This is a genomic window from Nostoc sp. PCC 7524 (assembly GCF_000316645.1).
GTDB lineage: Bacteria > Cyanobacteriota > Cyanobacteriia > Cyanobacteriales > Nostocaceae > Trichormus.
Genome location: NC_019684.1, coordinates 297,673 through 324,378, shown reverse-complemented (window position 1 = coordinate 324,378; position 26,706 = coordinate 297,673). Strand labels below are relative to the sequence as shown.

The 26,706-nt window shown below is 40.1% G+C and carries 15 protein-coding genes and 1 pseudogene; 8 read left to right on the top strand and 8 right to left on the bottom strand.

Annotated features, from left to right (window positions below):
• Nucleotides 1-23 precede the first annotated feature (23 nt).
• A pseudogene (locus NOS7524_RS01360) lies at nucleotides 24-7,193 on the bottom strand (SDR family NAD(P)-dependent oxidoreductase).
• Between the two features lie 306 nt (nucleotides 7,194-7,499).
• Nucleotides 7,500-7,835, bottom strand: coding sequence for a hypothetical protein (locus tag NOS7524_RS30525; RefSeq protein ID WP_442789474.1), 336 nt, complete (start codon nucleotides 7,833-7,835; stop codon nucleotides 7,500-7,502).
• A gap of 1,162 nt (nucleotides 7,836-8,997) precedes the next feature.
• Here NOS7524_RS30525 and NOS7524_RS01350 point away from each other — a divergent pair.
• From NOS7524_RS01350 to rtcA, 7 genes are all read left to right on the top strand, one after another.
• Complete coding sequence (locus NOS7524_RS01350; RefSeq protein ID WP_015136655.1) at nucleotides 8,998-10,185, top strand: ABC exporter membrane fusion protein; 1,188 nt, start codon at nucleotides 8,998-9,000, stop codon at nucleotides 10,183-10,185.
• A gap of 74 nt (nucleotides 10,186-10,259) precedes the next feature.
• Nucleotides 10,260-11,432 carry an ABC transporter permease DevC gene (gene devC, locus NOS7524_RS01345; protein WP_015136654.1) on the top strand — a complete coding sequence of 391 codons (1,173 nt, stop codon included), beginning with the start codon at nucleotides 10,260-10,262 and terminating at the stop codon, nucleotides 11,430-11,432.
• A 10-nt stretch (nucleotides 11,433-11,442) separates the two neighbouring features.
• On the top strand, nucleotides 11,443-12,153 hold the full coding sequence (locus NOS7524_RS01340) for a DevA family ABC transporter ATP-binding protein (RefSeq protein WP_015136653.1): 711 nt from the start codon (nucleotides 11,443-11,445) through the stop codon (nucleotides 12,151-12,153).
• 97 nt (nucleotides 12,154-12,250) lie between these two features.
• Nucleotides 12,251-13,591: an NAD-dependent epimerase/dehydratase family protein gene (locus tag NOS7524_RS01335; protein ID WP_235622384.1), complete on the top strand. Its 1,341-nt coding sequence runs from the start codon at nucleotides 12,251-12,253 to the stop codon at nucleotides 13,589-13,591.
• Nucleotides 13,592-13,599: 8 nt separating this feature from the next.
• On the top strand, nucleotides 13,600-15,270 hold the full coding sequence (locus NOS7524_RS01330) for a GMC oxidoreductase (RefSeq protein ID WP_015136651.1): 1,671 nt from the start codon (nucleotides 13,600-13,602) through the stop codon (nucleotides 15,268-15,270).
• Nucleotides 15,271-15,499: 229 nt separating this feature from the next.
• Nucleotides 15,500-16,768, top strand: a complete 1,269-nt coding sequence (locus tag NOS7524_RS01325; RefSeq protein WP_041555490.1) for a glycosyltransferase — start codon at nucleotides 15,500-15,502, stop codon at nucleotides 16,766-16,768.
• 238 nt (nucleotides 16,769-17,006) lie between these two features.
• Nucleotides 17,007-18,065 (top strand): RNA 3'-terminal phosphate cyclase, encoded by a 1,059-nt coding sequence (gene rtcA, locus NOS7524_RS01320; RefSeq protein ID WP_015136649.1) that lies wholly within the window; start codon nucleotides 17,007-17,009, stop codon nucleotides 18,063-18,065.
• A gap of 75 nt (nucleotides 18,066-18,140) precedes the next feature.
• On the opposite strand, the gene NOS7524_RS01315 is transcribed toward rtcA, so the two are convergent.
• The 3 genes from NOS7524_RS01315 to NOS7524_RS01300 all read right to left on the bottom strand — a co-directional run bounded on the left by NOS7524_RS01315 (nucleotide 18,141) and on the right by NOS7524_RS01300 (nucleotide 20,826).
• Nucleotides 18,141-19,439 carry a hypothetical protein gene (locus NOS7524_RS01315; protein ID WP_015136648.1) on the bottom strand — a complete coding sequence of 433 codons (1,299 nt, stop codon included), beginning with the start codon at nucleotides 19,437-19,439 and terminating at the stop codon, nucleotides 18,141-18,143.
• Between the two features lie 848 nt (nucleotides 19,440-20,287).
• Nucleotides 20,288-20,515 (bottom strand): hypothetical protein, encoded by a 228-nt coding sequence (locus NOS7524_RS01305; protein ID WP_015136645.1) that lies wholly within the window; start codon nucleotides 20,513-20,515, stop codon nucleotides 20,288-20,290.
• A gap of 53 nt (nucleotides 20,516-20,568) precedes the next feature.
• Entirely contained in the window at nucleotides 20,569-20,826 is a 258-nt protein-coding gene (locus NOS7524_RS01300) for a hypothetical protein (RefSeq protein WP_015136644.1), read from the bottom strand.
• A gap of 345 nt (nucleotides 20,827-21,171) precedes the next feature.
• Between NOS7524_RS01300 and NOS7524_RS01295 the strand changes: the two genes are divergently transcribed.
• A complete protein-coding gene (locus NOS7524_RS01295) occupies nucleotides 21,172-23,529 on the top strand; it encodes a tetratricopeptide repeat protein (RefSeq protein WP_015136643.1) in 2,358 nt (785 codons plus the stop codon).
• A 174-nt stretch (nucleotides 23,530-23,703) separates the two neighbouring features.
• Here NOS7524_RS01295 and NOS7524_RS01290 read toward each other — a convergent pair whose 3' ends face one another.
• From NOS7524_RS01290 to NOS7524_RS01280, 3 genes are all read right to left on the bottom strand, one after another.
• Nucleotides 23,704-24,096, bottom strand: a complete 393-nt coding sequence (locus NOS7524_RS01290) for a hypothetical protein (protein ID WP_015136641.1) — start codon at nucleotides 24,094-24,096, stop codon at nucleotides 23,704-23,706.
• 151 nt (nucleotides 24,097-24,247) lie between these two features.
• Entirely contained in the window at nucleotides 24,248-25,108 is an 861-nt protein-coding gene (locus tag NOS7524_RS01285) for a hypothetical protein (RefSeq protein WP_015136640.1), read from the bottom strand.
• A gap of 442 nt (nucleotides 25,109-25,550) precedes the next feature.
• On the bottom strand, nucleotides 25,551-26,702 hold the full coding sequence (locus NOS7524_RS01280; RefSeq protein ID WP_015136639.1) for an alanine--glyoxylate aminotransferase family protein: 1,152 nt from the start codon (nucleotides 26,700-26,702) through the stop codon (nucleotides 25,551-25,553).
• Nucleotides 26,703-26,706: the final 4 nt, after the last annotated feature.

Here is a 26,706-nt window from a genome sequence, read left to right as displayed (position 1 = left end):
ATTTTTCAAGCGCAAATATTTGGTTAAACTTTAGCTAACGGTTTTGGTAAAATAGTTCCTTTTGCACCCAGCAGTTGGTAATATATTTTCCCTTCACAATCGTGTGCTATAACATCACCAATTACGGCTGATTCTGTGTTTGATTTAATCTCACAGGAAATATAAAATTTTTCATCAAATGGTAGAGGCGCAAACTGTTCTAGCTTGATAATTTCTGAAGGTAAACAACCCAGTTGATAAAAATGCTGTGTCCATAACCACAAAGCATGAATTTGCACATCCACAATGAAAGGGTTGAAAGTCTGGACTGGAAATTGCCCTTGTTTTCTTTCGTCCAAGCTAGGCAAAAAGCATTCTATAGTTATCTTATCATGATTTATATTCAATAAATTTTTTACACCCTGGAAAATAGGACCATGAAATAGACTAGATGCCCCATTTTGATAAAACGATCTACTGTTTTGAGAGGCTATAAACTCCTGATTAAATGACTGATAAACAGGTGGAGTTGGCATTTGCCACTTCAGCTTAATTTGAATTTTAAAATGGTAACGAATTTTTCCAGATTGACTACTCCAGATTTGAGCATTAAACTCAATTTCGTCTTGTTCACTTTTAGCAATTTCTGTCAATTCCAAAATGTATTCATTTGCCTGATTGCTATCAAAAACTATGCCCTTTAAAACTTTAAACTGCGAGCAACTCAAGAATTTATAACCAGGATATAGTTGTTCACAAGCATTAGCAACCCAGGCAATGGCACAAGTAGCCGGCAGGACGGGATGACCAGCAATTACATGATCTTGTAAAAAGGGATTTGCTCCTACTTCTAGCTGTCGCTGGATACGATAGGTTTTCAACTGAGGATCTAATACTTCTGGTGTATGTGTAAGGGGGCTACCAATCACTACTTGTACAGTGTTGTGATTTGTTGGCACAAGTTCATCAACTAGCATTTGTGTTCCCACCTCAATCGGAATTGTGTGAATATTGCGTTCAGCAAAAGCTTTCTTTAACTCTGGGGATACCATCCCACTGTCCCAAGGCCCCCAATTAATTGCTACTACTTGACAATTAGGATGGTTGAGCTTGACAAGATGGGCTGATTTGTTGAGAATTTCATTAGCGATCGCATAATCAGCCTGTCCTACATTGCCATAGAAACCCACCACAGAAGAAAACAGGACTAAATAACGCAGTTGCTGAGGTGGTACGCACCGCAGTAAGTTTTCTAAACCTTTGACTTTAGCAGCGTAAACTGTTTCAAAATCCTGAATGGTTTTTTTCTCAATCCGCTTATCGGCAAGATTACCAGCGCCATGAATAATTCCTGTCACTGCGCCTAGACGCTCAACTGGACCAGTGAGCTGTTCTGATAAAGTGAGTGTATCCGTGACATCCACACTCAAATACTCAGCTTTTCCACCTGCTTGCTCAACCGCCTTGAGAGTTTTTTCAATTTTTCGCTGAGATGAAATCGCCTGAAACTTTTTCTGCACCATCGCAGGTGTCGGCCTTTCTCCTTGAGCGAGGAAATAATCCATAATCCGCTTTTTCAATTCTGCTTCACCCAAGCAACCCTCAGCCCATACAGGTTCCGGTTCGGGGGTAGAACGGCCTAGGAGAATAAATTTGCATTGATAACGCTGTGCTAGTTTGATGACGCACTCAGCAGTTATCCCTTTTGCACCACCACTGACAAGAAAAACGCAAGTATTATCAATCATTGTTATCTTTCTGAAATAGGTAGGTGTATTTTTTGGAGGCAGGGGAGGGGAGTGGGGGGAGCAGGGGGAGTAGGGGGAGCAGAGGAGCAGAGGAGACAAGGGAGAATTTTTAACCAGTTCCCAGTCCCCAGTCCCCAGTCCCCAATCCCCAGCCCCTCAACAAACCAAAGTCACTCGTCCCTGTGTGCTATATCCCACTTCCACAATTAATCTGTTGGGATCGTAAAGTTCCGCCAGGATGCACTCTACCGATGTTGGCTCATCTAAATTTGGACTGAGATCTATAGCTCGACAAAATACCGATTCCCATTCCTGGTTTACAGTTTTAGTTAGTCCGAACAAACCGCCACTAATCGCTCCAAAGTTAGTCTTTTGTCCTAACCCAAACTCTCCATCTAGGCGAGCAATGGTGAGAAAGCAACTACGCCCTAACAGTGCGGCTTGGTTCAACGGCTGTTTGAGATGTTTGGCGATAAGGAAGACATGGCGCAGGAGGGCTTTTTCTGATTCCAGATAATGGACACCGCTTATCTCTGGGTGGTTGGCAGGATGCAAGTAGATAAAAGCACCAATCTGACCATAATTACTAGCGATCGCACTTAACTGTTGTTGCAAATGTTCTTCACTTAAATCTGTCAGCACTACCCGACTAATCCCTTCAGGTAAAGGAGACTGTTGGTGAATTAGGGTTTGCGGAAAAGTTAAGACAACGGTTTTCCAACCATGCTGACAAAGAGCTTCAGCTAGTTTTGCAGTTGTCAGTGAACCATCATCAGTCAACAAAGCGATATGTTGATCAGGTAAGGCGCACTCTAAAACATCTGGTTTTGGAAGAAATTTCAGTCTGACGGGACTGCGAAGAATCAGAGATTGGGGATTAGGGATGGGGGATGGGACAGATTCTTCCCCCAGTTCCTTCATTTCAGGCGGCTGATGTTGCCAGGACGTATTTTGTTGTGTCTCTATCAACAGCCTTTTTTTTTCCCCCCCTTCAACCTGTTGCTCTATATATGCAACAATCTCTCCCAGAGTCCGCAGTTGACCTAGTTCTTCTGGATTCGGTTTGGGCAGTTCGGGATAAAGTTCTAGTAATGCTCCCAGGATTTCTACCCGTTTGATGGAATCAATCCCCAAATCGGCCTCAATATCCATCGACATATCTAACATCTCTGTGGGATAGCCTGTTTTATCGCTGACGATGTTGAGTAAATTGGGACTGAGGTTGGCTAAGTCGATGGGGGATGGGGGGGATGTAGGGTTAGCTTCTTGTAGGGTGGAAGAAGAATCAGATGTTACTTCTACATCTTTCTCATCCCCTGCAATCCCTGTTACTAAAGTTCCTATATACTCGACTATTTGGCCTAGAGTGCGTAACTGTCCTAGTTCTTCGGGATTTGGTTTGGGTAAATCAGGGTAAAGTTCGAGTAATCCTCCTAAAATTTCTACGCGTTTGATAGAATCAATCCCCAAATCTGCCTCGATATCCATCGATAGCTCTAACATCTCAATTGGGTAGCCAGTTTTATCACTAACAACATTGAGCAGAGTTTGACTCAAGATGGCTTCATCAATGGCTACTGGTGATGGAGCTGCTACCGTCGTGGTTGTAGGATGATTTTCTTGAGGCGTGATAATTTCTGGAACTTGTTTTGCTTGATGATTTGCACCATTATTTGTGCCATGACCATTACCATTAGTTGATAATGGCTCAGATTTGGTGAAAACATCGTTACTGGCTACAGAAATCGATGCGGTTGTTACCAGAAGTGGATGATTCTCTACAGCAGTGTGGGTACTGTGGGTGACAGGAATTTCTGGCTCATCCAGCAGTGATACGAGATTATTGTGGTTGATTAACTGGAAAAATTGGTTGGTGTATTCCTGCTGATAGTTCAGATATTGTTCATGGATGCGGAGGCTTTCAGCTTGATGATCGTGAAACCGCATCATGCTACGTTCAGAACTGGAAATTGCCAGTTGCTGTGTTTGTGCGTGTTGATCAGTGAATTTAGCATTTCCCCACAACGCTTGCTGTTGCTGCATTAGTTGGAAGAAGGTTTTGGTATATTCTGTCTGATGTTTTAAAGATTGTTCATGAACCTGTAAGACACTACGTTGATGACGATTAAATTCTATCAGTGTGTACTCTAAGCTATCTATGATTTTTTGATAACTCGTACTAAGTTCCGAACTAGATTGTATAGGCTGGATCAGCAATTTGTCCAGTTGCCCATTTTTAGCAGATGACATCTTCACTCCATTATTGATTGGTACTCTGTTTTGTGTTTCAGAGGTATGGGTAAGAAAATCGTTAACTGTAGTTCTGTCTGGAGAATGTGAAGGTGGGGTTAATGGTGCTGGGTGAGATGCGGTAACTTTTTCAGGTTGATTGCCGTTGTTAACTGTTGGTTTGACTAGCACTTCATTTTGCAGTGCTTTTTCAAAGGCTTGTTTTGTTTTTTCAGAAACATAGTTATTGCTGTTTAAGCGGAAATTCAAGCCTTTGTTGGTCGTAACTTTGGGGATTTCGCTTTCTAGTTGGTAAGAGTCTATATTTGGCAAAGCTAACCCAGCAACCCGTAACTGAACAACAGCTTCTCGCAGAGTGCGATCGCTATCTTTGGCAGGATTGGCATTTAAGGCTACAGCGAGATGGGGGCGATCGCTTAAAATCTCGTTCACTAAGTTGGTGAGAACTTTACGTGGACCAAACTCAACAAAGCAAGCACCGCCTTCAGCATATATATTCTCAATCTCCTGCTTAAACAGCACCTGATTGATCAAGTGTTGTGTGAGGATATTTTGAATCTCTTGTGGTTCGGTTGGGTAAGGTTGGGCGGTAAAATTGCTGTAAACAGGAATTTGGGGCTGGTTGAAAGTAACTCTCTCAATGGCTTGAGCAAAGGGTTTTTGGGCATGAGCTACTAGGGATGTGTGAAAAGCTGCGGAAACACCCAGCAAGATAGTAGAGAAACCTTGAGTTTTTAGAGCCTCTTCTACTTTGGCAATTTCAGCTTTTGTCCCTGCCAACACTACCTGGCGATGGGAATTGAAGTTAGCAATGCTGACTTGCGGGTAATTTTTGATCAGTTCTTTAATCTGATCTACATCCCCCTTCACCGCTAACATACTTCCTGCTTCAAATTGGGGATCTTTGGGTGCAGCCATCGCTTGTCCCCTAGCTTTCACCAGGAAACAATAATCGGCTTCGCTCAAAACCCCAGCCGCCCACAGTGCTGTCAGTTCTCCAAAGCTATGTCCGGCGACAAAATCAGGCTTAAATCCTGCTTGTTGTAATATCTTGTACAAACCAGCACTAAATGCCCCAATCGCTGGCTGTGCATATTCGGTGAGCTGCAATCTTTCTAATTGGGCAGCTTTTTGCGCCGGATCAAATACAGGGGCAGGAAAAACTACTTCGGAAATGGGTTGTAAACCATCTTGAGACAACAGGCTGTCCATCTGAGCATAGGTTTGGCGCAGACAAGGAAAGTTAATCACCAACTCCCGACCCATATCTAAGTATTGTGAGCCTTGTCCAGTAAATAGCGCCACTACCTTCCCTATAGCCATCCCGGTTTTACGGTAATAAATGCCTTGGGGATGCTCCCAGGACTCTGCTTGGGGCTGGTTTTTCAGTAAGTTAATGGTTAATTGCAATAATTCCCTAGCCTGTTTGAGAGAATCGGCAACAAACCCAACTCTGGCATTGGCCATCGGCATTTCACCCGATTGAGATGCTGAAACCAATTCTCTATAATGTTGCTCTCCCACATCAGATTGCAATTGATTGTAGACTTCTTGACAGCGTGACAACAATTGCTCAGGTGTGGATGCCAACAGCAGTATTGACTGGGCAGTTTCGTGTAAACGATAGGGTTGATGGTGTTCCTGATGATATTCTTCTAGAACCACATGATAATTTGTCCCACCAAAGCCAAAGGAACTGACTCCCGCACGTCTGGGTTGGTTTTCAGGGCTAATCCAAGGTCTAGTTTCTGTATTTAAATAAAATGCAGAATTATCAATCTCAAGTTTAGGATGGGGTTTAGTGACATTAATTGTCGGTGGCAATACTTTATGGTGCAGAGCTAATGCGGTTTTAATCAGACTCGCCGCACCCGCAGCCGCTTTTGTATGTCCAATCTGTGACTTGACGCTGCCTAGGGCAATATATTGTTTTTTAGAATTGTTTTCGCCAAAAAATTCTTTAATTGATGCGAATTCGGTAGGATCTCCCACCATTGTACCTGTACCGTGTGCTTCGATCAAACCGACACTGGCAGGTGCAAATCCTGCATCTTCATAAGCACGACGTAAGGCTTTGATTTGCCCTTCTGAACGGGGTGCATAAATGCTTTTATAGCGACCATCACTAGAACTACCAATACCTTTGATGACTGCATAGATGCGGTCATTATCTCTTTGGGCATCTTCTAGGCGTTTCAGGACTAACATCCCCACACCTTCACCCAGCATCATCCCATCGGATTCAGCATCGAAAGGTTTGACATTCTCTCCAGGAGAAACAGCCGGGGTTTTGCTGAAACATACATAAGCCAAAATTGAGTTGTCGGTGTCAACGCCGCCAGTAATCATCATGTCGGCTCGGCCTTCAACTAGCTCACTAATGGCTACTTGCAGCGCCCCCAAAGAACTAGCACAGGCAGCATCAACTACACAATTCATTCCCCCCAAATCAAGGCGGTTGGCAATGCGTCCAGCCACCACATTGGCTAGCATTCCCGGAAAGGCGTTTTCGTCCCACTGCACATATGCAGCTTTGATTTTCTCAATGATTTTTTGGGTTTCTGCATCGGATAAGCCACTGCTTTTGAGGGCTTTTTCCCAAATTGGGTACTGCAATCTTGTACTTAGGGGAACTGCCAGTTGTCTAGCCAGGGCTACACCTAATACTACACCAGTGCGATCGCGTAGCTTATCGTAGATATCGCGATTAAACTGGCGGGATTCACCATAGCCAGCATCTTCCATTGCAGCTTTCGCCACCACCAAACCTAGCAACTGCGAAATGTCTGTGACTTCTAAGGTGTTCGGTGGTAATCCAAATTCCAGGGGATTAAAATCAATGTCTGGGATGAATCCACCACGTTTGCAGTAGGTTTTGTCAGGTGTTTTGGGGTTGGGATCATAGTAATCCTCTATGCTCCAACGGGAAGGGGGAACATCAGTAATACAATCTACTTTATGAATAATCTTTTGCCAATATTCCTGCAAATTTTGGGATTGAGGAAAGATAGAAGCCATCCCAATAATCGCAATATTGGTTTGTGGGCGGTGGATTGCCATCTCGTTGTGTTGGATATACGTATTTTTTGTGTTGGTGAGCGGTGTATTGTCAACCATAGTTTTTTTCACTTTTATCAGCTTGAGCAAAGCATTTTCACAATTGCTCACTTCGTCTTGCAATTGTGCCAAGCCAACTTCGATTCTAGAAGCAGCCATGATTTCATCTTCACTATTTTGTTTGTGAAATTGGGAGATGGTGAGAAGTTAATTCCCTCAATTCATGAGGTAAATGAGTATTAGATGTTAGGAGAAATACTGCTTAAAACCAGAAGATTTTGAATACTTTAATCGCTCTAAGATGAGTTGATTTAACTCTGCTTCATCCTATCCAATTGAAAGTTTCGCTTATCTTAACTTGGTTAATCTGCTATGACAATTGATATGCAACTTCTGTGCAACTGAATAAATTTTGCGAAGAAAAATCTTTTTGGGATGATTGTATGTAGCTTCTCATTCAAAAGATTAGGTTTCTGCTTGGTCATTTACTGATTTTGATGGGGTGCAGGAATTAGAATCTACAGGATTTGTTGCTCCATCAAGCTTGTCGTCTTCTTTTTTCATTACTTCCTGACACTGAGCATTAGCTAATAGCTCCTGCTCAAGCTCACTCACACTAATACCAATCTCATCAGCTTTTTTAGCTTTCCATTTCTCCAATTCCGCATCATGTTGATTTAACCATCCATGTAATGCTAGGCGGGCCATCTCAGCTTTGCGAAGTGTTTGGCGAGCCGCATGAAAAATCAGTCTCTGGTGATCAAAGCTTGTTAATGAAAGCATAAATCGCTTTAGTTTCATCTTCTCTAATTCTCTGTGGCAATGAGTGTCACTCAATAGCTATTAATAGTCTTAGTTTATTAATACCTTAATTTCGAGAATTTTGTTACACAAGCTGCATATAAATTGCATGGCTTCTGCTGGATATCTTCTACTTTTGCTGGCTTTATATCTGAAATTATTGTTGAATTAAGTAAATTTAGTGGATACTTGTTGTAATAATTATGCCTCCTAATTGATATCTTTTGCTACAAAGCCATAAACTTGGAGGTTTAAAAGCTTACCTTTATCAAATAATTACATTTTACAATGTACACAATTATGTCCTGATCTATCTGATATTTAACGTATCACCTGTAACTAGAATAGCTTTGTAAAAGCTTCCTCATCTGATCCAATCAGCTTGATGTTGATGATAAATATCATCTCAAAAAAGATAAATTTTTCAAGGCTTGAGTTTGTTAACTATATTCTGCATCTATCCAAAGATTGATGTGAATTAATTTGAAAATATGTAAGTCTAACTACAACTACTCTATCTAAATATAGAGATATATATAAAAATGAACCAGGGTTAAAGTTTTTACTAAATAAATTCACCCGCACAGAGAAAATTGTGTAAGAAGTTTAATTAACCGACGGATAATTCCTGTTTTTACAATAATTACTCAATCAGTATCAATGGCGTTGCATATGAGTTGTAATTGAGTATCAATCAGTTTATTGTTGATGCAAAGTAATCTAATCTGAAGTTTTGAAGTTTATGCAGTCTAGATATATAGACCAACACAACAAACATATTTACCTTACTGACCTAATGTTCTATTTATCTTGAATTCAGAACTCTCAGATTCTGACTAGAGGCTTGCTTACTAGGTTTACTGAGCAACAATCTCTATAGTCCAGCTTTCAGCCAGCTGGATTTTTCAAAAGTTCAATGGGATTATTCTTAATATTAGGACAATGCAAACATCAAAAACTAATGTCATAATACTTGATACTTTTTTAGTATGAAAATAATTGATTTTCAACAGGCGATCGCATGACGCAATATCTATAGCAATAGCCCGCATATCTACCCAATACACAACTCAAATTCACTAGAATTTAATGGCTTTATTCCAGCTAATTGCTATTTACTAAATCACGCCAAAGCGATGATTTTAAATCAAAAAACATCATTATGGTACAAAAACAAAAACAGTCATTAACTAAACCTCTAGGTAAATGGACAGTATTGTTGATGCTTGCGATGGCAATAGTTCCTGGAGCAATTACTCTCCACACTGTTTCACGCTCTCAGTCGCGATTGCAACTTCCAGAAGAACCAAAACCTTCTCCTACCATCACTGCTATTGCTGCTTTAGGACGTTTAGAACCTCAAGGAGAAGTTATTCGTCTGTCAGCCGCAGGTTCACTAGGAAGTGCGCGGGTTGATAGAATTTTGGTCAAAAAAGGAGACTTGGTACGTCAGGGACAAGTAGTTGCAATTCTTGATAGTTATAATACGCGTCTCGCCGCCTTAGAAAAAGCCCAAAAGCAAGTCCTAGTTGCTCAAGCTGCTCTCAACCAAGTACAAGCAGGTGCAAAAACCGGAGACATCTTTGCACAACAAGCAACAATTGCTCGCCTAGAAGCACAGTTGCGTGGAGAAGTGTCTGCACAACAAGCAACAATTGCTCGCTTAACAGCAGAGTTGCGTAATGCTAACAGAGAAAATCAACGTTATCAGCAGTTATATAAAGAAGGTGCAATATCAGCATCTGATGCTGATGCTAAACGTTTGCGGGTTGATACGGTGCAACAGCAACTCAATGAGGCTAAAGCTGCTTTGAATCGAACTGTAGAAACTCTGCAAAAGCAATTATACGAGGCCAACGCCAGACTTAACAGTATTGCAGAAATCCGTCCTACCGATGTGCAAGCTGCCCAAACTGATGTGGAGACTGCAAGAGCCTCAGTTAAACAGGCTCACGCAGATTTAGATTTAAGCATTGTTAGAGCGCCTATGAATGGCCAAGTCCTCAAAATTCATACTAGAGCGGGAGAAGTCATTGGCAATGCAGGCATAGCTGACTTAGCTAATACCCAACAAATGTATGTGGTAGCAGAAGTCTATGAGACTGATATTAAAAAAGTGCGCCCAGGTCAATCAGCCATGATTACTAGCAATGCTTTCTCAGGGGAATTGCGCGGAACAGTCATAGAAATTGGTTTGCAAGTTGGGCAACAAAATATTTTCAATAATAATCCTAATGTAGATAGGGATAACAAAGTTATTGATGTCAGAATTCGGATTGATAGCCCGGAAGATAATAGGAAAGTTGCTGCGCTGACTGACTTACAAGTTGACGTAATCATTAATATATAAGCAACATCACTACATAAATGGTAATTAAAGTATTTTATCGAGTGATTTCATCTTGATTAATTAAGGCTTTAACCATGATTCTCAATATCCCTCTGGCCTGGTTACAATTAGCTAGACAAAGAGTTCGCTTTCTTGTCGCTTTGGCGGGAATTACTCTTGTTGCTGTTCTGATGTTTATTCAAATTGGCTTTCAAGATGCTCTCTATGCCAGTGCTACGCAGGTACATTATAATCTTCAGGCAGATTTAATTGTAATCAGTTCTCAATATCAAGCTTTGACATCCAATCAAAGCTTTCCGCGTTGGCGTTTATATCAAGCATTAGGTTTGGATAGTGTAGAATCAGTTAGCCCCTTATATTTGCAATTTGCTAAGTTAAGAAATCCTATAAACGGGCGGAAGTTTCCTATATATGTTATTGGCTTTGACCCGATTAAATCAGTTTTCTCATTATCGGAAATTCAAGATAATTTAAAGTTACTACAACTGCCTAATGTAGTTTTTTTTGACCGTGCTGCCCGTCCAGAGTTTGGCCCCATTGCTCAAGAATTTTTGCAAGGGAATCCGGTTAAAGTAGAGATTTTAAATTATAGCAGTTTGGTTGGATATAAAGTTAGAATTGGCGGACTATTTAGCCTAGGCCCTTCCTTTGGAGTGGATGGTAATTTAATTGTTAGTTCTTCAACCTTCTTGCGGATATTTCAAGACCGTTCTGCACAAAATATAGATTTAGGATTAATTAATCTCAAGCCTGGTACTAATCCCCAAACTGTTTTGGCAACTTTATCAGCTAGATTGCCCAAAGATGTGAAAGTGATTACCCGAAAAGAATTTATAGCTTTAGAAAAAGACTATTGGACTTTGCGAACACCGATTGGATTTGTGTTTGATCTCATGGTAGGGATGGGATTTGTTGTGGGAGTAGTGGTTGTCTATCAAATCCTGTATAGCAATATTTCTAATCACTTGGCTGAGTATGCAACTCTCAAAGCTATGGGTTTCAAAAATAATTACTTATTGGGTGTAGTGTTTCAACAGGCTTTGATTTTAGCATCTCTAGGTTATATTCCCGGATTGTTGATATCTATCAGTGTGTATGATATAGCCAAAGATGCGACTAAATTACCAATCATGATGAGTTTAGATAAGGCAGTTTTAATCTTTAGCTTTACAGTTTTAATGTGTTTACTTTCTGGCTTCTTGTCTACTAATAAATTACGCAATGTAGATCCTGCCGATATTTTTTAACTCAAAGCATATGAAATATGGTTGCCAAATCAACAAAAAAAACTGCATAGTTAAGATACAAAATCTTAACCATTACTTTGGTAATAAAGCCTTAAAAAGCCAAATTTTGTTTGATATTAATTTCTCAATTTACCCACAAGAAATTGTAATCATGACCGGGCCATCTGGGTCAGGTAAAACAACCTTACTGACTTTAATAGGTGGTTTACGTTCTGTACAAGAGGGAAGCCTGCAATTTTTAGGACAGGAACTTAAGGGCGTTAGTAATGAAGATTTAGTACAAATACGTCGCCATATTGGATATATTTTTCAGGCTCACAATTTACTAGATTTTTTAACAGCTAAACAAAATGTGCAAATGTCACTGGAATTACACAAACATATTTCCGTAATAGAAGCCCAGAAGCAATCAGAAGCTATGCTAACGGCTGTAAATTTAGGCAACAGAGTTGATTATTATCCATCTGATCTCTCAGGTGGTCAAAAACAACGGGTGGCGATCGCGCGTGCTTTAGTGAGCCATCCCAAGCTAGTTTTAGCTGATGAACCCACGGCTGCTTTAGATAGTAAAACAGGACGAGATGTTGTTAATTTGATGCAGAAATTAGCTTATGAACAACATTGTTCTATTTTAATGGTGACTCATGATAACCGAATTTTAGATATTGCCGATCGCATAATTCATATGGAAGATGGACGACTGATGCAACAGGTTCATTGATGGTGATATTTCGTTAGTATTCAACCATAAAAACTTTGTGATTTGTAATAAACAGATATACAAAATACACAATCCTTGTAGTTATTAAATTGTAATTTTGACAAGAGGTTATATGAATGGATGTCCCAAGGTAATTGTTTTTGGTGCGGGAGGTTTTCTTGGTGAACATATTATTCAGCAATTGGCAAACAACAATTTTCATGTATATGCGGCTGTAAGAACTAAGCATAAATATTCCAGAGATACATTAAACCATCAAATAACCTACTATGAAGGTGATCTAGAAGACTGTCAGTATATCCAGAAATGCTTGGAAGGGATGGATGCAATCATCTTTGCAGCAGAATGTAACTGGAAACCTGGTTTAGCTATTTCAGAATATTTTCGAGGCAATGTTCAAATTACGAAGAGATTTTTTACAACCCTCGAAAATCATCAAGATGTGCGCGTAGTGTATACATCTTCTATGTCTGCTATTGCTGGTAGCAAGACCCCGGTAATATTTACTGAAGACTCCGATCGCAGCCATGTTAAAAAAAATTCTCTAAGTCCTGATGATTGGGCGAAAATAGAGTGTGAACAAATAGCACTTGACTACGCCAGCAAAAATCATAACATTGTGATACTCAATCCAGGTTTAATGTTGGGGCCGGGAGCTTTTAGCCATTCCAAGATTACTACATCAGGCTTGGTTTTGAGGTTTTGTCAGAATAATTTCCCATTTTACGTGAATGGAGGACATTCATTTTGCGATGTCCGGGATGTTGCAAAAGCTCATGTTGCAGCACTTACTCGTGGACATCGTGGCGATCGCTATATTGTAGCTGGACATAATCTCACCATGACAGAAATTTATCATCTCATGGTGATGATCACTGGCTTGAGCAGTCCTAGGGAATTACCTGTTAACATAGCATATTCACTGTCGTTGCTGCTTGATAAATTATCTTCATTGGCTGTCAAGAGATTGACATCTTCATATCATCCAGATTTTGTCAAATCTTCTGGCCTTTATTATTACGGTGAATCTAAAAAAAGCATCAGTGAGCTTGGCTATAATATCACTCCAATTAAAACAACTCTTTTAGAGACAATTCAATACTTTTATAACCAAGGGCTGATATCTGAAGATATATCTTTTTTAGAAGCCATGAATAATAGTAACATCCAAGCGATCGCTTATCTTCGAGAGATGGCAAGGTATCACCCATTCTCCCATTCTCTCCTACCAAGAATTTCTAAAATTTATAGAATTTGTGAATCTAACTATTATTTAAATAATCTTTTAATAGATTTATTAGCTAATAGCAACTTTAACTACAAAAAGGGTAAATTTCATTTAAATAAATCTAACTATCAACAATACCAGAAAACTCTTAACAAGCTTTTTGAATATATCTATTTTGCGTCCGATGATTTTCTGACAGAAGTATTGTGAGTGTGCATATGAGCCTAGATAATAATTTTTTGGTAAGAAAATGGGACATTTGTATTGTCGGTACTGGTGCAGCAGGAGGAATATTAGCACATACGTTAGCTATTAATAATTTATCGGTACTTTCTTTAGAGCAAGGAGAGAAAATTGATAACAACTACTTCTCCAACCAATTAAATCCCGAACATGAGCAGAATTTTGGAATTGCTGCTGATATGCCTTGGCCTTTACAACAATCAGAATCATTTCACTATGACAATTTTCAAGCAAACCAGCTCTATGCCAAAAATGATATATTATCGACTTCATCCCGTTCCGCAGAAGTTTTTCATAACTATCAGATTTTTCGACTTAATGGGAAGCAGAATCTATGGGATGGTGTTTGTCTAAGATATTCAGAAAGAGATTTTCGCGGTCAAGATTACGGAGATTCTGATTCAAATTGGCCAATTAGCTATGCAGATATTGAAAATCACTACACAGCAGTTGAAAGATTAATAGGTGTTTGTGGTACTAAAGAGGGTCTTGATTGTTTGCCTGATGGAGAATTTATCCCAGCTAAACCACTCCGTCCTGCTGACACAATTGTGATGGAAGCAGTAAAGAAAGTTAGGGGAGTAAATATCAAAGCTATTCCCAATCGGAAAGCTGTCGAAACACGTCCAGAAGTCGCTCATCATTGTCAAAGTTGTGGTGGTTGTTATTATGGTTGCAGTTCTGGCAGTATTTATAAATTTTCTAATCATTTACTGCCCCAAATTGTTAGCCGAAGTAACTACCAGATTGTATATAACTGTAAAGTCATCCGGTTGCAGAGAAAACAAGATTCCAACCAAATTCATACTCTCGAATATATAGACACCAAAACACACAAGAGGTTTCAAGTTGAGGCTAAGATTTTTATCCTGGCGGCTGGCGCTCTTGAGACACCACGAATACTATTTAATTCCACAGACGATTTCTACCCACAAGGATATGCAAATAGTTCCAAAACTTTAGGATGTTACCTACAAGATAATATTAAAACCAACGTAGGCACTTCTTTACTAAAGTTAGTTGGTAGTCGAGAAAAATACGATGTTGGCTTTGGAGACAATATCTTAATACCTCGATTTTTGTTCAACAATCAAGATTTTCGTGGTGGGTATATGGCGCAATATCATAATGCCTATCCTAAACGTCCTTACTACCTAGATGGATTTGATAATTTTCCTGGATGGAGTAAAAAGTGGCTAGCAAAACTACTATTTAAAAGTTATGCTGTACTACTTTTTCAAGGCAAACCTGATGTTAAGAAATCAAACCGTGTTGTCCCTAGCCAAGAACAAGATATTTATGGAATTCCCAAAATTGATGTTTATTATGAAATGACAGAAAATGATCGCTGTATGCAGCAAAGCATGATTCTATACGGGAAGCAGATCCTACGCAAATGCTCAGGAACTTTAATTTTTACATACACATCACAGCCAGGAAACTCTATTCACTATGCTGGTACGTGTCGCATGGCAGAAAATAGTCATGAAGGTGTTGTAGATAAAAATTTAAGGTCGTTCGATCACGAAAATCTTTACATTTGCGATGGCAGTGTCATACCTGAAATATCTGAAAAGAACTATACATTGACAATTATGGCCTTAGCTCATCGTCTAGCATCATATTTATCTCAGAAGTTAGCTTAAAAACCTAATAGATTCATCTGATGGCTTATCCAATTGTTAGTGAAGTTCTTATTTTAGGGACTTCCAGCTAAAAAATCTTCAAAATGTAGTGTGCGTCAGTGCGAGAAAACTTAGCTGTACCAAGAAATTATTCATACTGACGCACCCTACTAACCGTCAATTTGGAATAATTTATTTTTTGGTGTTCCCTTAACTCAATGAAAATACAAAGGAGTTTAATATCATGGTGATGAATAAGCAACGTTTGCGTATTGCGATTATTACAGGATCATACGCGCCTTTTTTATCGGGAATTTCCATAGGGGTACACCAACGAGTTAGATGGTTGTTACAACAGGGTCATGAAGTCTTTCTGCTCCATCCTGAAGTTAATGAATTATATCCCAAAGAGATTTTTAAGCGTTCCATACCGGGTATTGAAGAAGTTCAGTCATTCTCGAATTTTTCTTCTTATGCTTATCCAACTCAACCACTAATTTTCTATAAGTCTCTTCCCGTACCATTGCACTATCACTATTGGAATGATACAAAGTTACTCATGGATTTTGAGCCTGATATTGTGGTGGTTGAAGAAGCACCAGCAATGATTGGTTATTATTCACTTTTTTTACAAGGTTATGGTCGTCTCATTGGTAGTGAATATGCAAAGCTAACTGGGACTCCGACGATAACTCTCTTCCATACAGATATCGTTGCCTATATTAGATATTACTTAGGCAATCTATCTTTCCGCTTGATTCGTCCTATTATTCCTACTCTGGTGAAGCATTTTAGTGAAGCTTATGATGTCAATTACTTTTCTTCTCAAGAACAGCTTGCTCAATACAGAAAGATGAAACTCCAGCGTGGAGAATATCTTCCTTATCAGGGGGTCGATTGTAAAAAATTTCATCCCAAAAACATTTGTTATGATCCGATTCCTCATGATCATCGACCAACCCTGTTATTTGTTGGGCGCATTAGTGTAGAAAAAAATGTCCGCCAACTTTTAAAAGCATATCCACTCATTGCAGCCAGAATCCCTGATGTTCATTTAGTCCTGGTTGGTAGTGGTCCCCTATACTCTGAAATCCAGGCACGCGCTCAAAAATTTGGTTCTGGTATTACTATGTGGGGTGAGTCTCACGGTACAGAACTGTTAGGTTGGTTTGCGCGTGCTGATATCTTTGTGAATCCCTCTGTGAGCGAAAACTTCTGCACTACAAATAACGAAGCACTGGCTTCTGGTACTCCTGTAGTTGCAGCACTGGCCCCATCAACCGCAGAACAAGTATTTCCCGGTTATAACGGTTTTTTAGCTGAACCTAACAACCCAGCAGATTTTGCTCAAAAGGTGATTACTATTCTGGAGAATCCTGACTTGAAAGCAAAGATGACTCAGCAAGCTCGTCAATCCATACTTAAGTTTGATTGGTCAGTATGTATGGAAAAGTTTGAATCCCAGCTCTACCAGCATATTAAAGCATCGAAAAAACTCAGGGTAAAAGTGGGGGTATAGGGCAAACGCATCTAAACTGGAGAAACCCGAAAAAAATAACTATGCTTCCGGCTAACCTAGTGCAGCGATCGCAATCTCCAGAAATTAAATAAGCGTTACCTTGTAGAGATGTTTCATGAAACATCTCTACATTCTTGTTTGGAGATGTCTAGAATAGACAAGATTAAAAATGTAGTATTGTTATATACAAAATTTAGCTATTTTTGGGAAAACTCCTAGTCAAAATCCCCACGCAACAATGGCTGAAACTATTGAAATTGACGGTTCCTACGGCGAGGGAGGCGGCCAAGTTCTCCGCACTTCCCTAAGTTTAGCTGCCATCACTGGTCAACCCATCCGCATTACGGGAATTCGCGCCGGACGCAGAAGGCCAGGATTAGCCGCACAACACTTAACAGCAGTTCGGGCGGCGGCGAGAATTTGTCATGGTCAACTGTCGGGTGATGAGTTGGGTTCAACGATGCTGGAATTTATCCCCGGTGGTGTTGTGCAATCAGGAACCTACAGTTTTGATGTCAGTGAAGTACAACAAGGTGGTTCGGCTGGGGCAATTACGTTAGTTTTACAGACAATTCTTTTACCTTTAGCCTTAGTAGATGGCGATTCGCAGGTAACTTTACGGGGTGGAACTCATGTGATTTTTAGCCCGACAATGACTTACATTGAGCAGGTATATCTACCGATGCTCAAACACATGGGAATTGAGGCACAAGTTGAGTTAGGTGCTTGGGGTTGGTATCCCCAAGGCGGGGGAGAGGTAGAAATGCTAGTGAAAGGGGGGTGTCAACTCAACGGGATTGATTTACTAGAACGGGGAAATTTACGACAAGTGCGAGGACTAGCAGTCGTAACGGAACTTCCTGCACACATTCCCCAACGGATGGCGAATCGGGCTGAGAATTGGTTACGCCAAGCCGGATTAAAAGCATCTGTGCAAGCTTTCCGAGAAAAGGGGGTAGCTCCGGGAGCCGGAATCTTTTTAACGGCTGAGTATCAGCATAGCTTGACTGGGTTTGGTGGCTTTGGGCGGTTGCGGTTGTCATCTGAAAAAGTCGCCGAAATTGCCTGTGAGCAATTATTGAAGTTTCACCAAACTGGCGCACCCATTGATGAACATTTAGCAGATCAGTTATTGTTACCTGCGGCTTTAGCCACACGGGAAAGTCGTTACCGAGTTGCTCAAGTGAGTACCCATTTAACAACTAATGCCGCAGTCATTGAAAAGTTTGGGTTAGCGCAGATTACAATTGATGCCACAGCAAAGATAGTCGTAGTTAGTCCATTGCATAGATGTTGAACCTTGCACAGACTGGGAATTTGAGATTTTTCTCCTCTGCTCCTCTGCTCCCCCTGCTGTCATCATGAAAAGTCTCTAACTCGACACGATATCAGGATGCCAGTTAGCCATATGATTGGCATGGGTGGGCAAATATGATCCAGGTTTATAGAACTGGTCATAAAACTCCAAGTCAAGATGATGGGCTTGGAGATAAGTAATGAGGAAGATGGAGGGGACTGTACCGGGAAATTTACCGAAAGTGTCAAACACATATTGGGCTTGTAATGCGACACACTCTCGAAATTCTTCGCTATGAACCTGAGCAGCCGATCGCACTTTTGCCGAATCTTGCCAAGGGCCTGGTGTATGAGGGTGGAACGGCCCGCCTACATTAAATTTGCGATCGCATAATGCTTCCACCGCCGCCCGCATATCAGAATAATGAGGTGGACAAAAACCTTCCATGACACCTGCCAAACCTGTAGGATTAGGGTAAGGCCAACGCTCATCAGTATCATAGCGAAAACCCAATCCGGGGACTTTGGGATCACCACTAGCCCCCAAAATCGCAAAAGGATCAATCCCATTAAACATCCAACCCCCTAGCCCCATCGCTTGTAACATCAAGGCTCCGGCGTAACAGCTGGTGGATAATTCTGCGGTGAGTTCAGCCATAGACCACTGTTCGAGAAATGTCAGAGGTAGGGCATTATCCACATCGGCGAGATGACTGTACTTTTCAATTCCCGGAATGGCTCTACGGTTGATATCATCACGAAACACCACGCCATTTTGGAGGTAATAGCAAATTCCCGCTAGTGTATGTTGGGCTAAATCACCCACAGGAATGACTAGAAGTGTACCAGGATGATTGACAACCCAAGTATTATGTGATTCTACATAAGGTACTTCCGGCGGTAAGCCTAAACGCCCATCTTGGATTTTTTTGACTTGACTCTTGAGGGTAGCAAGGACTTTTTCTAAATCAAGGGAACCATCTTCATCTCTTTCAGAATAAGCAGGAGCATCACGATTGTCTAAGACATAAACCCCTTCATCATCAGTGAAGAAAGTCATACTGCAATGAAAACCAGATGCCGAAGGAAATGTCCGACCACTAGCTGCACCTGCATAATTGGAAAGGTAAGGTGCGTATCGCTGTGCGCGATAAATCAGATTGTGCCAGCTAGTATTACCTCCGCAAGCTGTAACTACAAGTAATTTCTCCAATTCCGAGAGAGGTACAACTTGACTACGAGACTTGTAAGCAAACACCCCGTCTGGAATCTCTGCACCCAGAAAGAAGCGCCGAGAACGACGGCCTAATAGAGCTGCAATCAAACTAAAATTTTGTAAATCTTGAAAGCCTGAAGGTATATTGATTTTCTCCATGAAATTTTCCTTATATAGCAGGTGACAGGTGACAGGTTACAGGTGACAGGTGACAGGTGACAAACTCCAAAGTCTCTGAGTGTAAACAGTTTTATGATTGCTTGATGTCCTAATCTATACGGTGAGTGCTATAGCTTGATAAAACTGAAAATATTACTTTTTCAGTTCCTATTTTCTCGATCCAGGATGTTACAACAAGAGCAAAGTTATAAAAAATTCTTAACTATCAACTTTATGTTACATAAGAACTCAACAATGCAAAATAAATCTATATAAATACTTCTTCTGGATATTGACAAACATCAACAGCTATTACTTGTATAACTAAAACGCTAGAAAATGAACGAATTACAATAGATAACTCTGAAAATTTTGTCTCAATTCCTGTAGCATCAGGCTTGATTTTCCAGACATTATTGCTAACAATAAAAGAGGGATTTAAGAATCTCATAGTCAATTTCGATCATTTGACCCTTCTACCCTAGTCCGCAAGCGCGGACTTTTTTTATTAGTCATTAGTTATTAGACATTTAGCATAATCAAGTCAAAAGTCAAAAGTCAAAAGTCAAAATTAAAGAATTATTGGGAAAAAATCTCTCTTGTCTTCCCTGCCTCCTCTGCTCCTCTGCTCCCTTGCTTCTCTGCCTTCTGCCTTTCTTCAAAACGTGAGAAAATGCTGTTGATGAGTCGCATATTATATGGATAACGATTTACTGGCTTTCTTTGCAGGTGTGAGTCTTCTAATTATCTATCTCATTTTCTCGGCATTAACCGAAATGGGTACTAAACTTCCGTGGAAAAAATGAGAGAAAGGGAAGACAAGGAGAAATGCTTGTCTTCCTCATTTACTAACGCAAGGATTCTAAAACTACTGTAACTGTAGTTAAACACAAGAGAATAACCCCCAAAGGTAGAAACAAATGTTGTAAAACATAGGTTAGTATGGGAATAATGTGCAACACGCCTAAAGCGTGAGAAAGCGCATAGGCAAGGGCAAAGCCAAACAGCATTAACAAGAAATATTTCAGCGACTTAGACACAAAACGAAATAGCACAGTATCCTGATCTGTAGGCATAACTTTCACTCACAAAAATACACGAGTTTCTATTGATGAAAATTTGGAGATATTTATTCAATTCCCTGATGAGGTAAATTGAACATAGATTCTGGTTGTTGTTGATTGTGCCGTTTTTCGTAATTAACTATCAATTGAAAGGCAATAAACAAGCTCAACAGCAGCATGAAAAATGATCGCAATCTAGAATATCCATTAATTTCTCGCTCTACACCACATTTGAGGCAGACATATCTATTAGAATTGTGGGTATCTTGGGCAAATGGGCAATAACTCTGATTGCAATCATGATGACAATCTTTGTGCAACATTCTTGACACTCCTGTAGGCTGATAACTGATATGTGTAAACACGCTCTACAGAATCTAGTTAGTTAATACCTTCTGCTTTAACAGTGCTGAGTCATGAGTAGGAATGAATCAATTCCAAATTCAAACAAAATTTAAAATTCAAAATGAACCACTTTTTGGAGGAATTAACTTAACTTGCCTGTATTGATTACAAGAGTAATACACTCTGATTTAAATTGCAGTCGGATTCAGTAAGTTAAGTATTTTCCTACTTGGTAGGAAAAAGTAGTTTGTGGTATGGCTGTGGAAAAATAAGTAGTAAAAATATGGTTATAATTAAGCACAAATGATACAGACTGATATTCGATGGGTGCAGAAGAAGCCTTAGAGCTTTTGGATAGCTTGGTTTGGTCTAAAACAGGGAAACATCTAGATACAGTTCAAAGGATTATATTGCGTCATGCGTGGGAGGACAAGAAACACACTTATCAAGAGATGGCTGATATCTGTGGCTACACAGAAGCACATTTGAAAGCAGTAGGTGCAGAACTTTGGCAGATACTTTCAGATGTATTAGGTGAAAAAGTCTCAAAATCAACCTGTCGCACTGCTATTCAGAGATTTTGTTTTTCCCAAGCATCCCCAAGGACAAACAACATTCTAAATGCAGCCAGCGAGCATGACAACCCACAAGTACCAGATTATAGCTTTGTGGGACGCGATCGCGAATTAGCTGAACTCAATCAACTTGTTCAGCGTGGAGACAAAATCATTCTCATTCAAGGTAAGGGTGGTGTGGGGAAAACTACCCTGGCGCGTAAGTATCTCAAAATTCAGGGTTTTTATCCCCTAGAATTGTGGATGCCTAAAGAAAGCCAAAATATCGTCAATGTGGAAAGTGTTGTTGAGGAGTGGCTGAGGGGACACTTCAACGAAGAACCGGGTAAAGAATTTGGGATTAACCTCGACAGATTACGACGCAAACTCCGTGATGCAACCAGGAAAATCGGAGTGCTGATTGATAATCTAGAGCCAGCTTTAGATCAAAACGGCTGTATTGTACCAGATCATCGTCCCTATGTAGAACTCTTGAGAGTCCTAGGTGATCCTACAGTCAAATCAATCACTTTAATTACCAGTCGTGAACGCCTCTATGAATCTGGAGTCAATGTTAATTTATATGCTCTCAAAGGCTTAGATGAGTCGGCTTGGCAACAATTTTTTACCAATTGTCAGATTAATATTGATGCGATGGCATTGAGTCAGATGTGTAGAGCTTTTGGTGGTAATGCGAAAGCTATGGAAATTATTAGTGCTGACATCATTACAGATTTTGAAAAAAATGCAGATATATATTGGCAAGAAAATCGAGATTCTTTATTGATTGCTAGACAATTAGAAAATTTAGTTTCTAGTCAATTCCAGCGATTAGAACAAATGGATCAAGAAGCATACAAACTGCTTTGTCGTTTGGGATGCTATCGTTATCAAGATATCACTCATGTAGAATTTCCCGGACTACAATGTTTGCTTTGGGATGTACCAGAACACCAACATAAACGAGTAGTTAAGTCTTTGTGTGACCGTTCCTTGGTAGAGTATCGTAAAGGTAAATACTGGCTACACCCAGTGATTGAAACAGAAGCGATCGCCCGCTTGAGACAAAGCGGAGAATGGGAAATTACCAACCGTAAAGCCGCAGAGTTTTGGCATAATAGCGTCACTAAAGTTGAAAATCCTCAAGATGCTTTTATGGCATTAGAAGCTTATCATCATTACATGGAAATTGGTGATTTTGAAGCAGCAGCAAATGTCATTATTGGAGGTAGAAAAAATAAATGGGATCACAGTCTGTCTTTAGGTGTATTGTTTAATCGGTTGGGTTTGTTAGAAACCTTAATTTCAGTCATTACTCCTTTAATCCATAACTTGAATTCGGAATGTCACCTGAGCATACTGCATAACATCTTAGGCAGAGCATACCACCAAGTAGGTAATATTCAAGGGGCTATTGATTGCCATCAACAAGCCAATAAAATAGCAGCAAAATGCAATTTTTTTCAAGAACGTGTATCTAGCATTTTTAACTTAGGTCTTTGTTATATAGATCTCTGGGAAGTTGAAAAAGCTAACAATATTTTTCACTGTGTCAAAAACCTAGCAGCAACTAACGAAAACTTTTACCAATACGTTGTTTATTCACTGTGTTGTTTAACCTATTTAAACTCTTATGTAGGGCAGAACAATCATGTAATTACCATGCTAGAAGAGGCAAATAGAGGATTATCAAATGATAGATTAACCTCATGGGGTCGGGGAGTGAGCTTATTATATATCAGCTTAACTTACAAAAATTTAGGTAGGATAGAAACTGCCTTTGAAACTTGTCACCAAGCTATTACCCATTGTCACCACAATCAATTTTCTTTTCTAGAAGCTAGAGCTATATCTTGTCTAGCCTCTTTGTATAGAGAGCAGGGAGATTTAATCACAGCAGTCGAGAAGCATCAAGAAGCGATTAATAGCATGATTACGGTTTCTGATAAGTGTAACTTAGCTAAAGCCTACTATCAATTGGGTTTAACTTATCAAAGAATGGGTGAAATTAATCAGAGTCGGGAAACTTTTGAGGAAGCGATCGCTATTTTTTATCATATGCCTGCGCCCAAACAAGTTGTAAAAGTCCAAGCAGCAATGGCACATTTAGAAAGTCAGTCTGCCTAGGTGAAGACAATTCTTTGTTAGACTTAAGTATATACACTTATGAAAATAGAGCCAATAGCAAATGCCAGAACCAAAAGACAACCACATAAAAATTGATCCAGCAACTCTAGTGTTGATTATTTCTGCTTTAATTCTCTTACCCTTACTGTTCGCCGGTTTTTCATTACAATGAAATTATGTAAATAACCTCTTGACAAAACGTAGGGAAGAGATAATAAAATCTATTCGTCGTTGGGTTGTAGATGCAGTTTGCACATCATCTAATATTTTCTGCATCTCATGTAAATTTTCTTGATTCATGCCAATGATAGTAGACCGCATAATTGCAGACCTGACGCTATCAAGAGCATTCTGGCATTCTTTGTACGCCTCCCTTAACTTATTAGCTTGCTGCCAATTACTTTCCATTCGCGCATTTGTCAGTTCAAACTGAAGTTGTGACAAAATACGTTCTAACTCTAATTCTGTCTGATTAAGTCGCTCCACATCTATTTGATTGCTAGAACTAATTTGTAATTGAGAAATGATAGTTTGTAATTTATTGACAATTTCATCATTATTCAACATAGATAAGTAGCTCGGTGTTAAAAATTGTCGCTATGACAAGGCAGAAGGCAGAGGGCAGAAGGCAGAAGGAAAGAGGTTTTCAAGCAAATTTACTTTTCGTTACATAGTTCGGTTTATTTGCATCGTTCTACTTAAATTATTTAGATCGATTTTAAATTCTTTGACACAATTGGGGTTGGGATGTTTGTATTTTCCTAGTTTTAAACGAAACTTCCCGAAGAAATTCTTTTAATGTTCGGTCTTGATTAATTGCATTTTCTAGAGTGTTCATCCTCGTCAAAATTGAACTGTAATCTCTACCAGTCAAATTAGTTGTGACTCCAATAATCTGCGTTACTCTAGTAGCAATTACTTCAAAATTTAAATTTGAGTAATCATCAATCAACTTTGATAGCTTGCCTCCAGTATCCGCAGCTATTACCAATTGAGAAATAGAATCTTCTATCATCCGTTTTTCAGCAGCATTCACTGCTAACCATTCATCTATTTGTTCCGCAACTTGGCGTTTAATTTCTTCTGGGTTTGTGCGTAAAGATAAATCTGGATTGTTGTATAGTTTGCGGAGTTGGTTTAATTTTAAGCTGATACGTACCCGTTGTGGATTATTTGGTTTTGGTGGTCTGGCTTGAATTTGCTTGGCTAAAAGTAGCATCTTCACTGTTAAGCATCGTGCGGGTTGGGCTGTTTGAGCAACTATTTTGGAACTACCATAATCTATATTTTCAAGATTTTGAAATATCTCTAAGGCTGCGTCATATTCTGCTGTTAAATTTTCTAACTCCCGTTCCAAATTAGATGTTTGCTGATCTGGTTCATCATCTTGAGTGATAATTTTATCTACTCCGCTAATATCTCTAAAATCAACGCTAGGATCTGTGAGTAATTGTTGAGTAATTAAATCACGGGAAAGTTGCTGATCTATGGGGACATTGCTGAGTGTATATATTTCCTTAACTGATGCGATCGCTACAACTACCTGCTCGTGAAATTTCTCCGCAGTGATTCGCAACATTGCCCTTCTTTGAGGGGTACAACTGCTAATAGTCAAGCTTATAGTGATCGCGAGAGTTAACTTACACAGTTTGATCAAAGATTTTTTGTTGATATTAGCCTGGTTCATAAATCATAAATAAGCAGGTTTTATAGCTGTAGACAAGGCGATTAGGGCATGATTAAAAGCTCAAACTCATTCATGGCATGGATTTTACTATTGCCTATTGCCTTCTGCTATATCTATGAACACGATAAGCAACCGACTTATTTATTAATTCAACTGATCACCTCTAGTTGTCAACTTTTTTACTCAAAAACTTAGTAATTTGTAACTATCCAGAATAGATTGTGTAGAGGCGCAAAGCCTTACGCCCCTACAGATAATCGAGGTATTACAAAGTTGTTGAATTAGTATGATAATGGCGATTAGTAAATGCTGGCATCATTAACAGTAGATGACTTTACTGTTTGGGTAAAACTTGCTGCAATGCGGCGATGAGTCTGTCCACGCTTTCAGAACGACTATTAAAACCCATTAACCCTACACGCCACACTTGACCGCCTAATTCACCTAAACCGCCGCCAATTTCAATGCCATGTTCAGTGAGTAACTGCCGTGCAGTTGCTTTACCATCTACTCCAGTCGGAATACGAACAGTGGTGAGGGTAGGTAAGCGATACTCCCGTTCTACGTGCAAACTCAATCCTATCTCTTCTAAGCCTTGCCACAGGTATTCTACGTTCTTTTGGTGGCGTTGCCAGCAGTTGGCTAGTCCCTCTTCAGCTATCAAACGTAATGCTTCCCGCAGTCCATAGTACAAATTAATCGGGGCAGTGTGATGATATACACGCTCACTCCCCCAATACTTACCCAACAAATTCATATCCAAATACCAGTTTGCTACCTTGGTGGAACGCTTTTGTAATTTCTCCAAGGCGCGGGGACTCATGGTAAAAGGAGAAGCACCAGGGGAACAACCTAAACCTTTTTGGCTGCAACTGTAGGCTAAATCTACACCCCAAGCATCTAAAAATATGGGGACACCGCCTAAACTTGTGACTGTATCTAGCAGTAATAAAGTGCCGAATTCACGACAGAGTTCACCGACACCCTCCAATGGCTGACGTGCGCCGGTGGAAGTTTCGGCATGAACTAAAGCCAAAATTGCCGGATGATGAATTTCTAAGGCGGTGCGGAGTTCTTCTAGAGAGAAGACTTGTCCCCAAGGTTTGGTAATGGTGCGGACATCTGCGCCATACCTGCCCGCCATATCCACCAGACGATTACCAAAATAACCAGCTACACCAATCAAAACCACATCACCGGGTTCTACAGCATTGGCGATAGTGGCTTCCATGGCAGCTGAACCGGTACCACTAACCGCAATAGTCAGGGAGTTTTCTGTTTGCCAAGCGTAGCGCAGCAGGGATTGAATTTCATCCATCAGCGCCAGAAAAGCCGGATCAAGATGTCCCACTGGTGGTGTATTCATCGCTTGCAGAACTGCTGGATGAGCATTGCAAGGCCCCGGCCCCAATAGCAGACGGGAGGGAATTTCTAGAGGTTGGAGTTGTAAGCGTTGGCTGTCATTAATGGAAATTGTCTGCGTCATAATT

What these genes read in the sequence shown, in the direction of transcription:
- NOS7524_RS30525 (WP_442789474.1), bottom strand. Translation starts at nt 7,835, where the DNA reads ATGAAACTAAAGCGATTTATGCTTTCATTAACAAGCTTTGATCACCAG.
- NOS7524_RS01350 (WP_015136655.1), top strand. Translation starts at nt 8,998, where the DNA reads ATGGTACAAAAACAAAAACAGTCATTAACTAAACCTCTAGGTAAATGG.
- devC (WP_015136654.1), top strand. Translation starts at nt 10,260, where the DNA reads ATGATTCTCAATATCCCTCTGGCCTGGTTACAATTAGCTAGACAAAGA.
- NOS7524_RS01340 (WP_015136653.1), top strand. Translation starts at nt 11,443, where the DNA reads ATGAAATATGGTTGCCAAATCAACAAAAAAAACTGCATAGTTAAGATA.
- NOS7524_RS01330 (WP_015136651.1), top strand. Translation starts at nt 13,600, where the DNA reads ATGAGCCTAGATAATAATTTTTTGGTAAGAAAATGGGACATTTGTATT.
- NOS7524_RS01325 (WP_041555490.1), top strand. Translation starts at nt 15,500, where the DNA reads ATGAATAAGCAACGTTTGCGTATTGCGATTATTACAGGATCATACGCG.
- rtcA (WP_015136649.1), top strand. Translation starts at nt 17,007, where the DNA reads ATGGCTGAAACTATTGAAATTGACGGTTCCTACGGCGAGGGAGGCGGC.
- NOS7524_RS01315 (WP_015136648.1), bottom strand. Translation starts at nt 19,439, where the DNA reads ATGGAGAAAATCAATATACCTTCAGGCTTTCAAGATTTACAAAATTTT.
- NOS7524_RS01305 (WP_015136645.1), bottom strand. Translation starts at nt 20,515, where the DNA reads ATGCCTACAGATCAGGATACTGTGCTATTTCGTTTTGTGTCTAAGTCG.
- NOS7524_RS01300 (WP_015136644.1), bottom strand. Translation starts at nt 20,826, where the DNA reads ATGTTGCACAAAGATTGTCATCATGATTGCAATCAGAGTTATTGCCCA.
- NOS7524_RS01295 (WP_015136643.1), top strand. Translation starts at nt 21,172, where the DNA reads ATGGGTGCAGAAGAAGCCTTAGAGCTTTTGGATAGCTTGGTTTGGTCT.
- NOS7524_RS01290 (WP_015136641.1), bottom strand. Translation starts at nt 24,096, where the DNA reads ATGTTGAATAATGATGAAATTGTCAATAAATTACAAACTATCATTTCT.
- NOS7524_RS01285 (WP_015136640.1), bottom strand. Translation starts at nt 25,108, where the DNA reads ATGTTGCGAATCACTGCGGAGAAATTTCACGAGCAGGTAGTTGTAGCG.
- NOS7524_RS01280 (WP_015136639.1), bottom strand. Translation starts at nt 26,702, where the DNA reads ATGACGCAGACAATTTCCATTAATGACAGCCAACGCTTACAACTCCAA.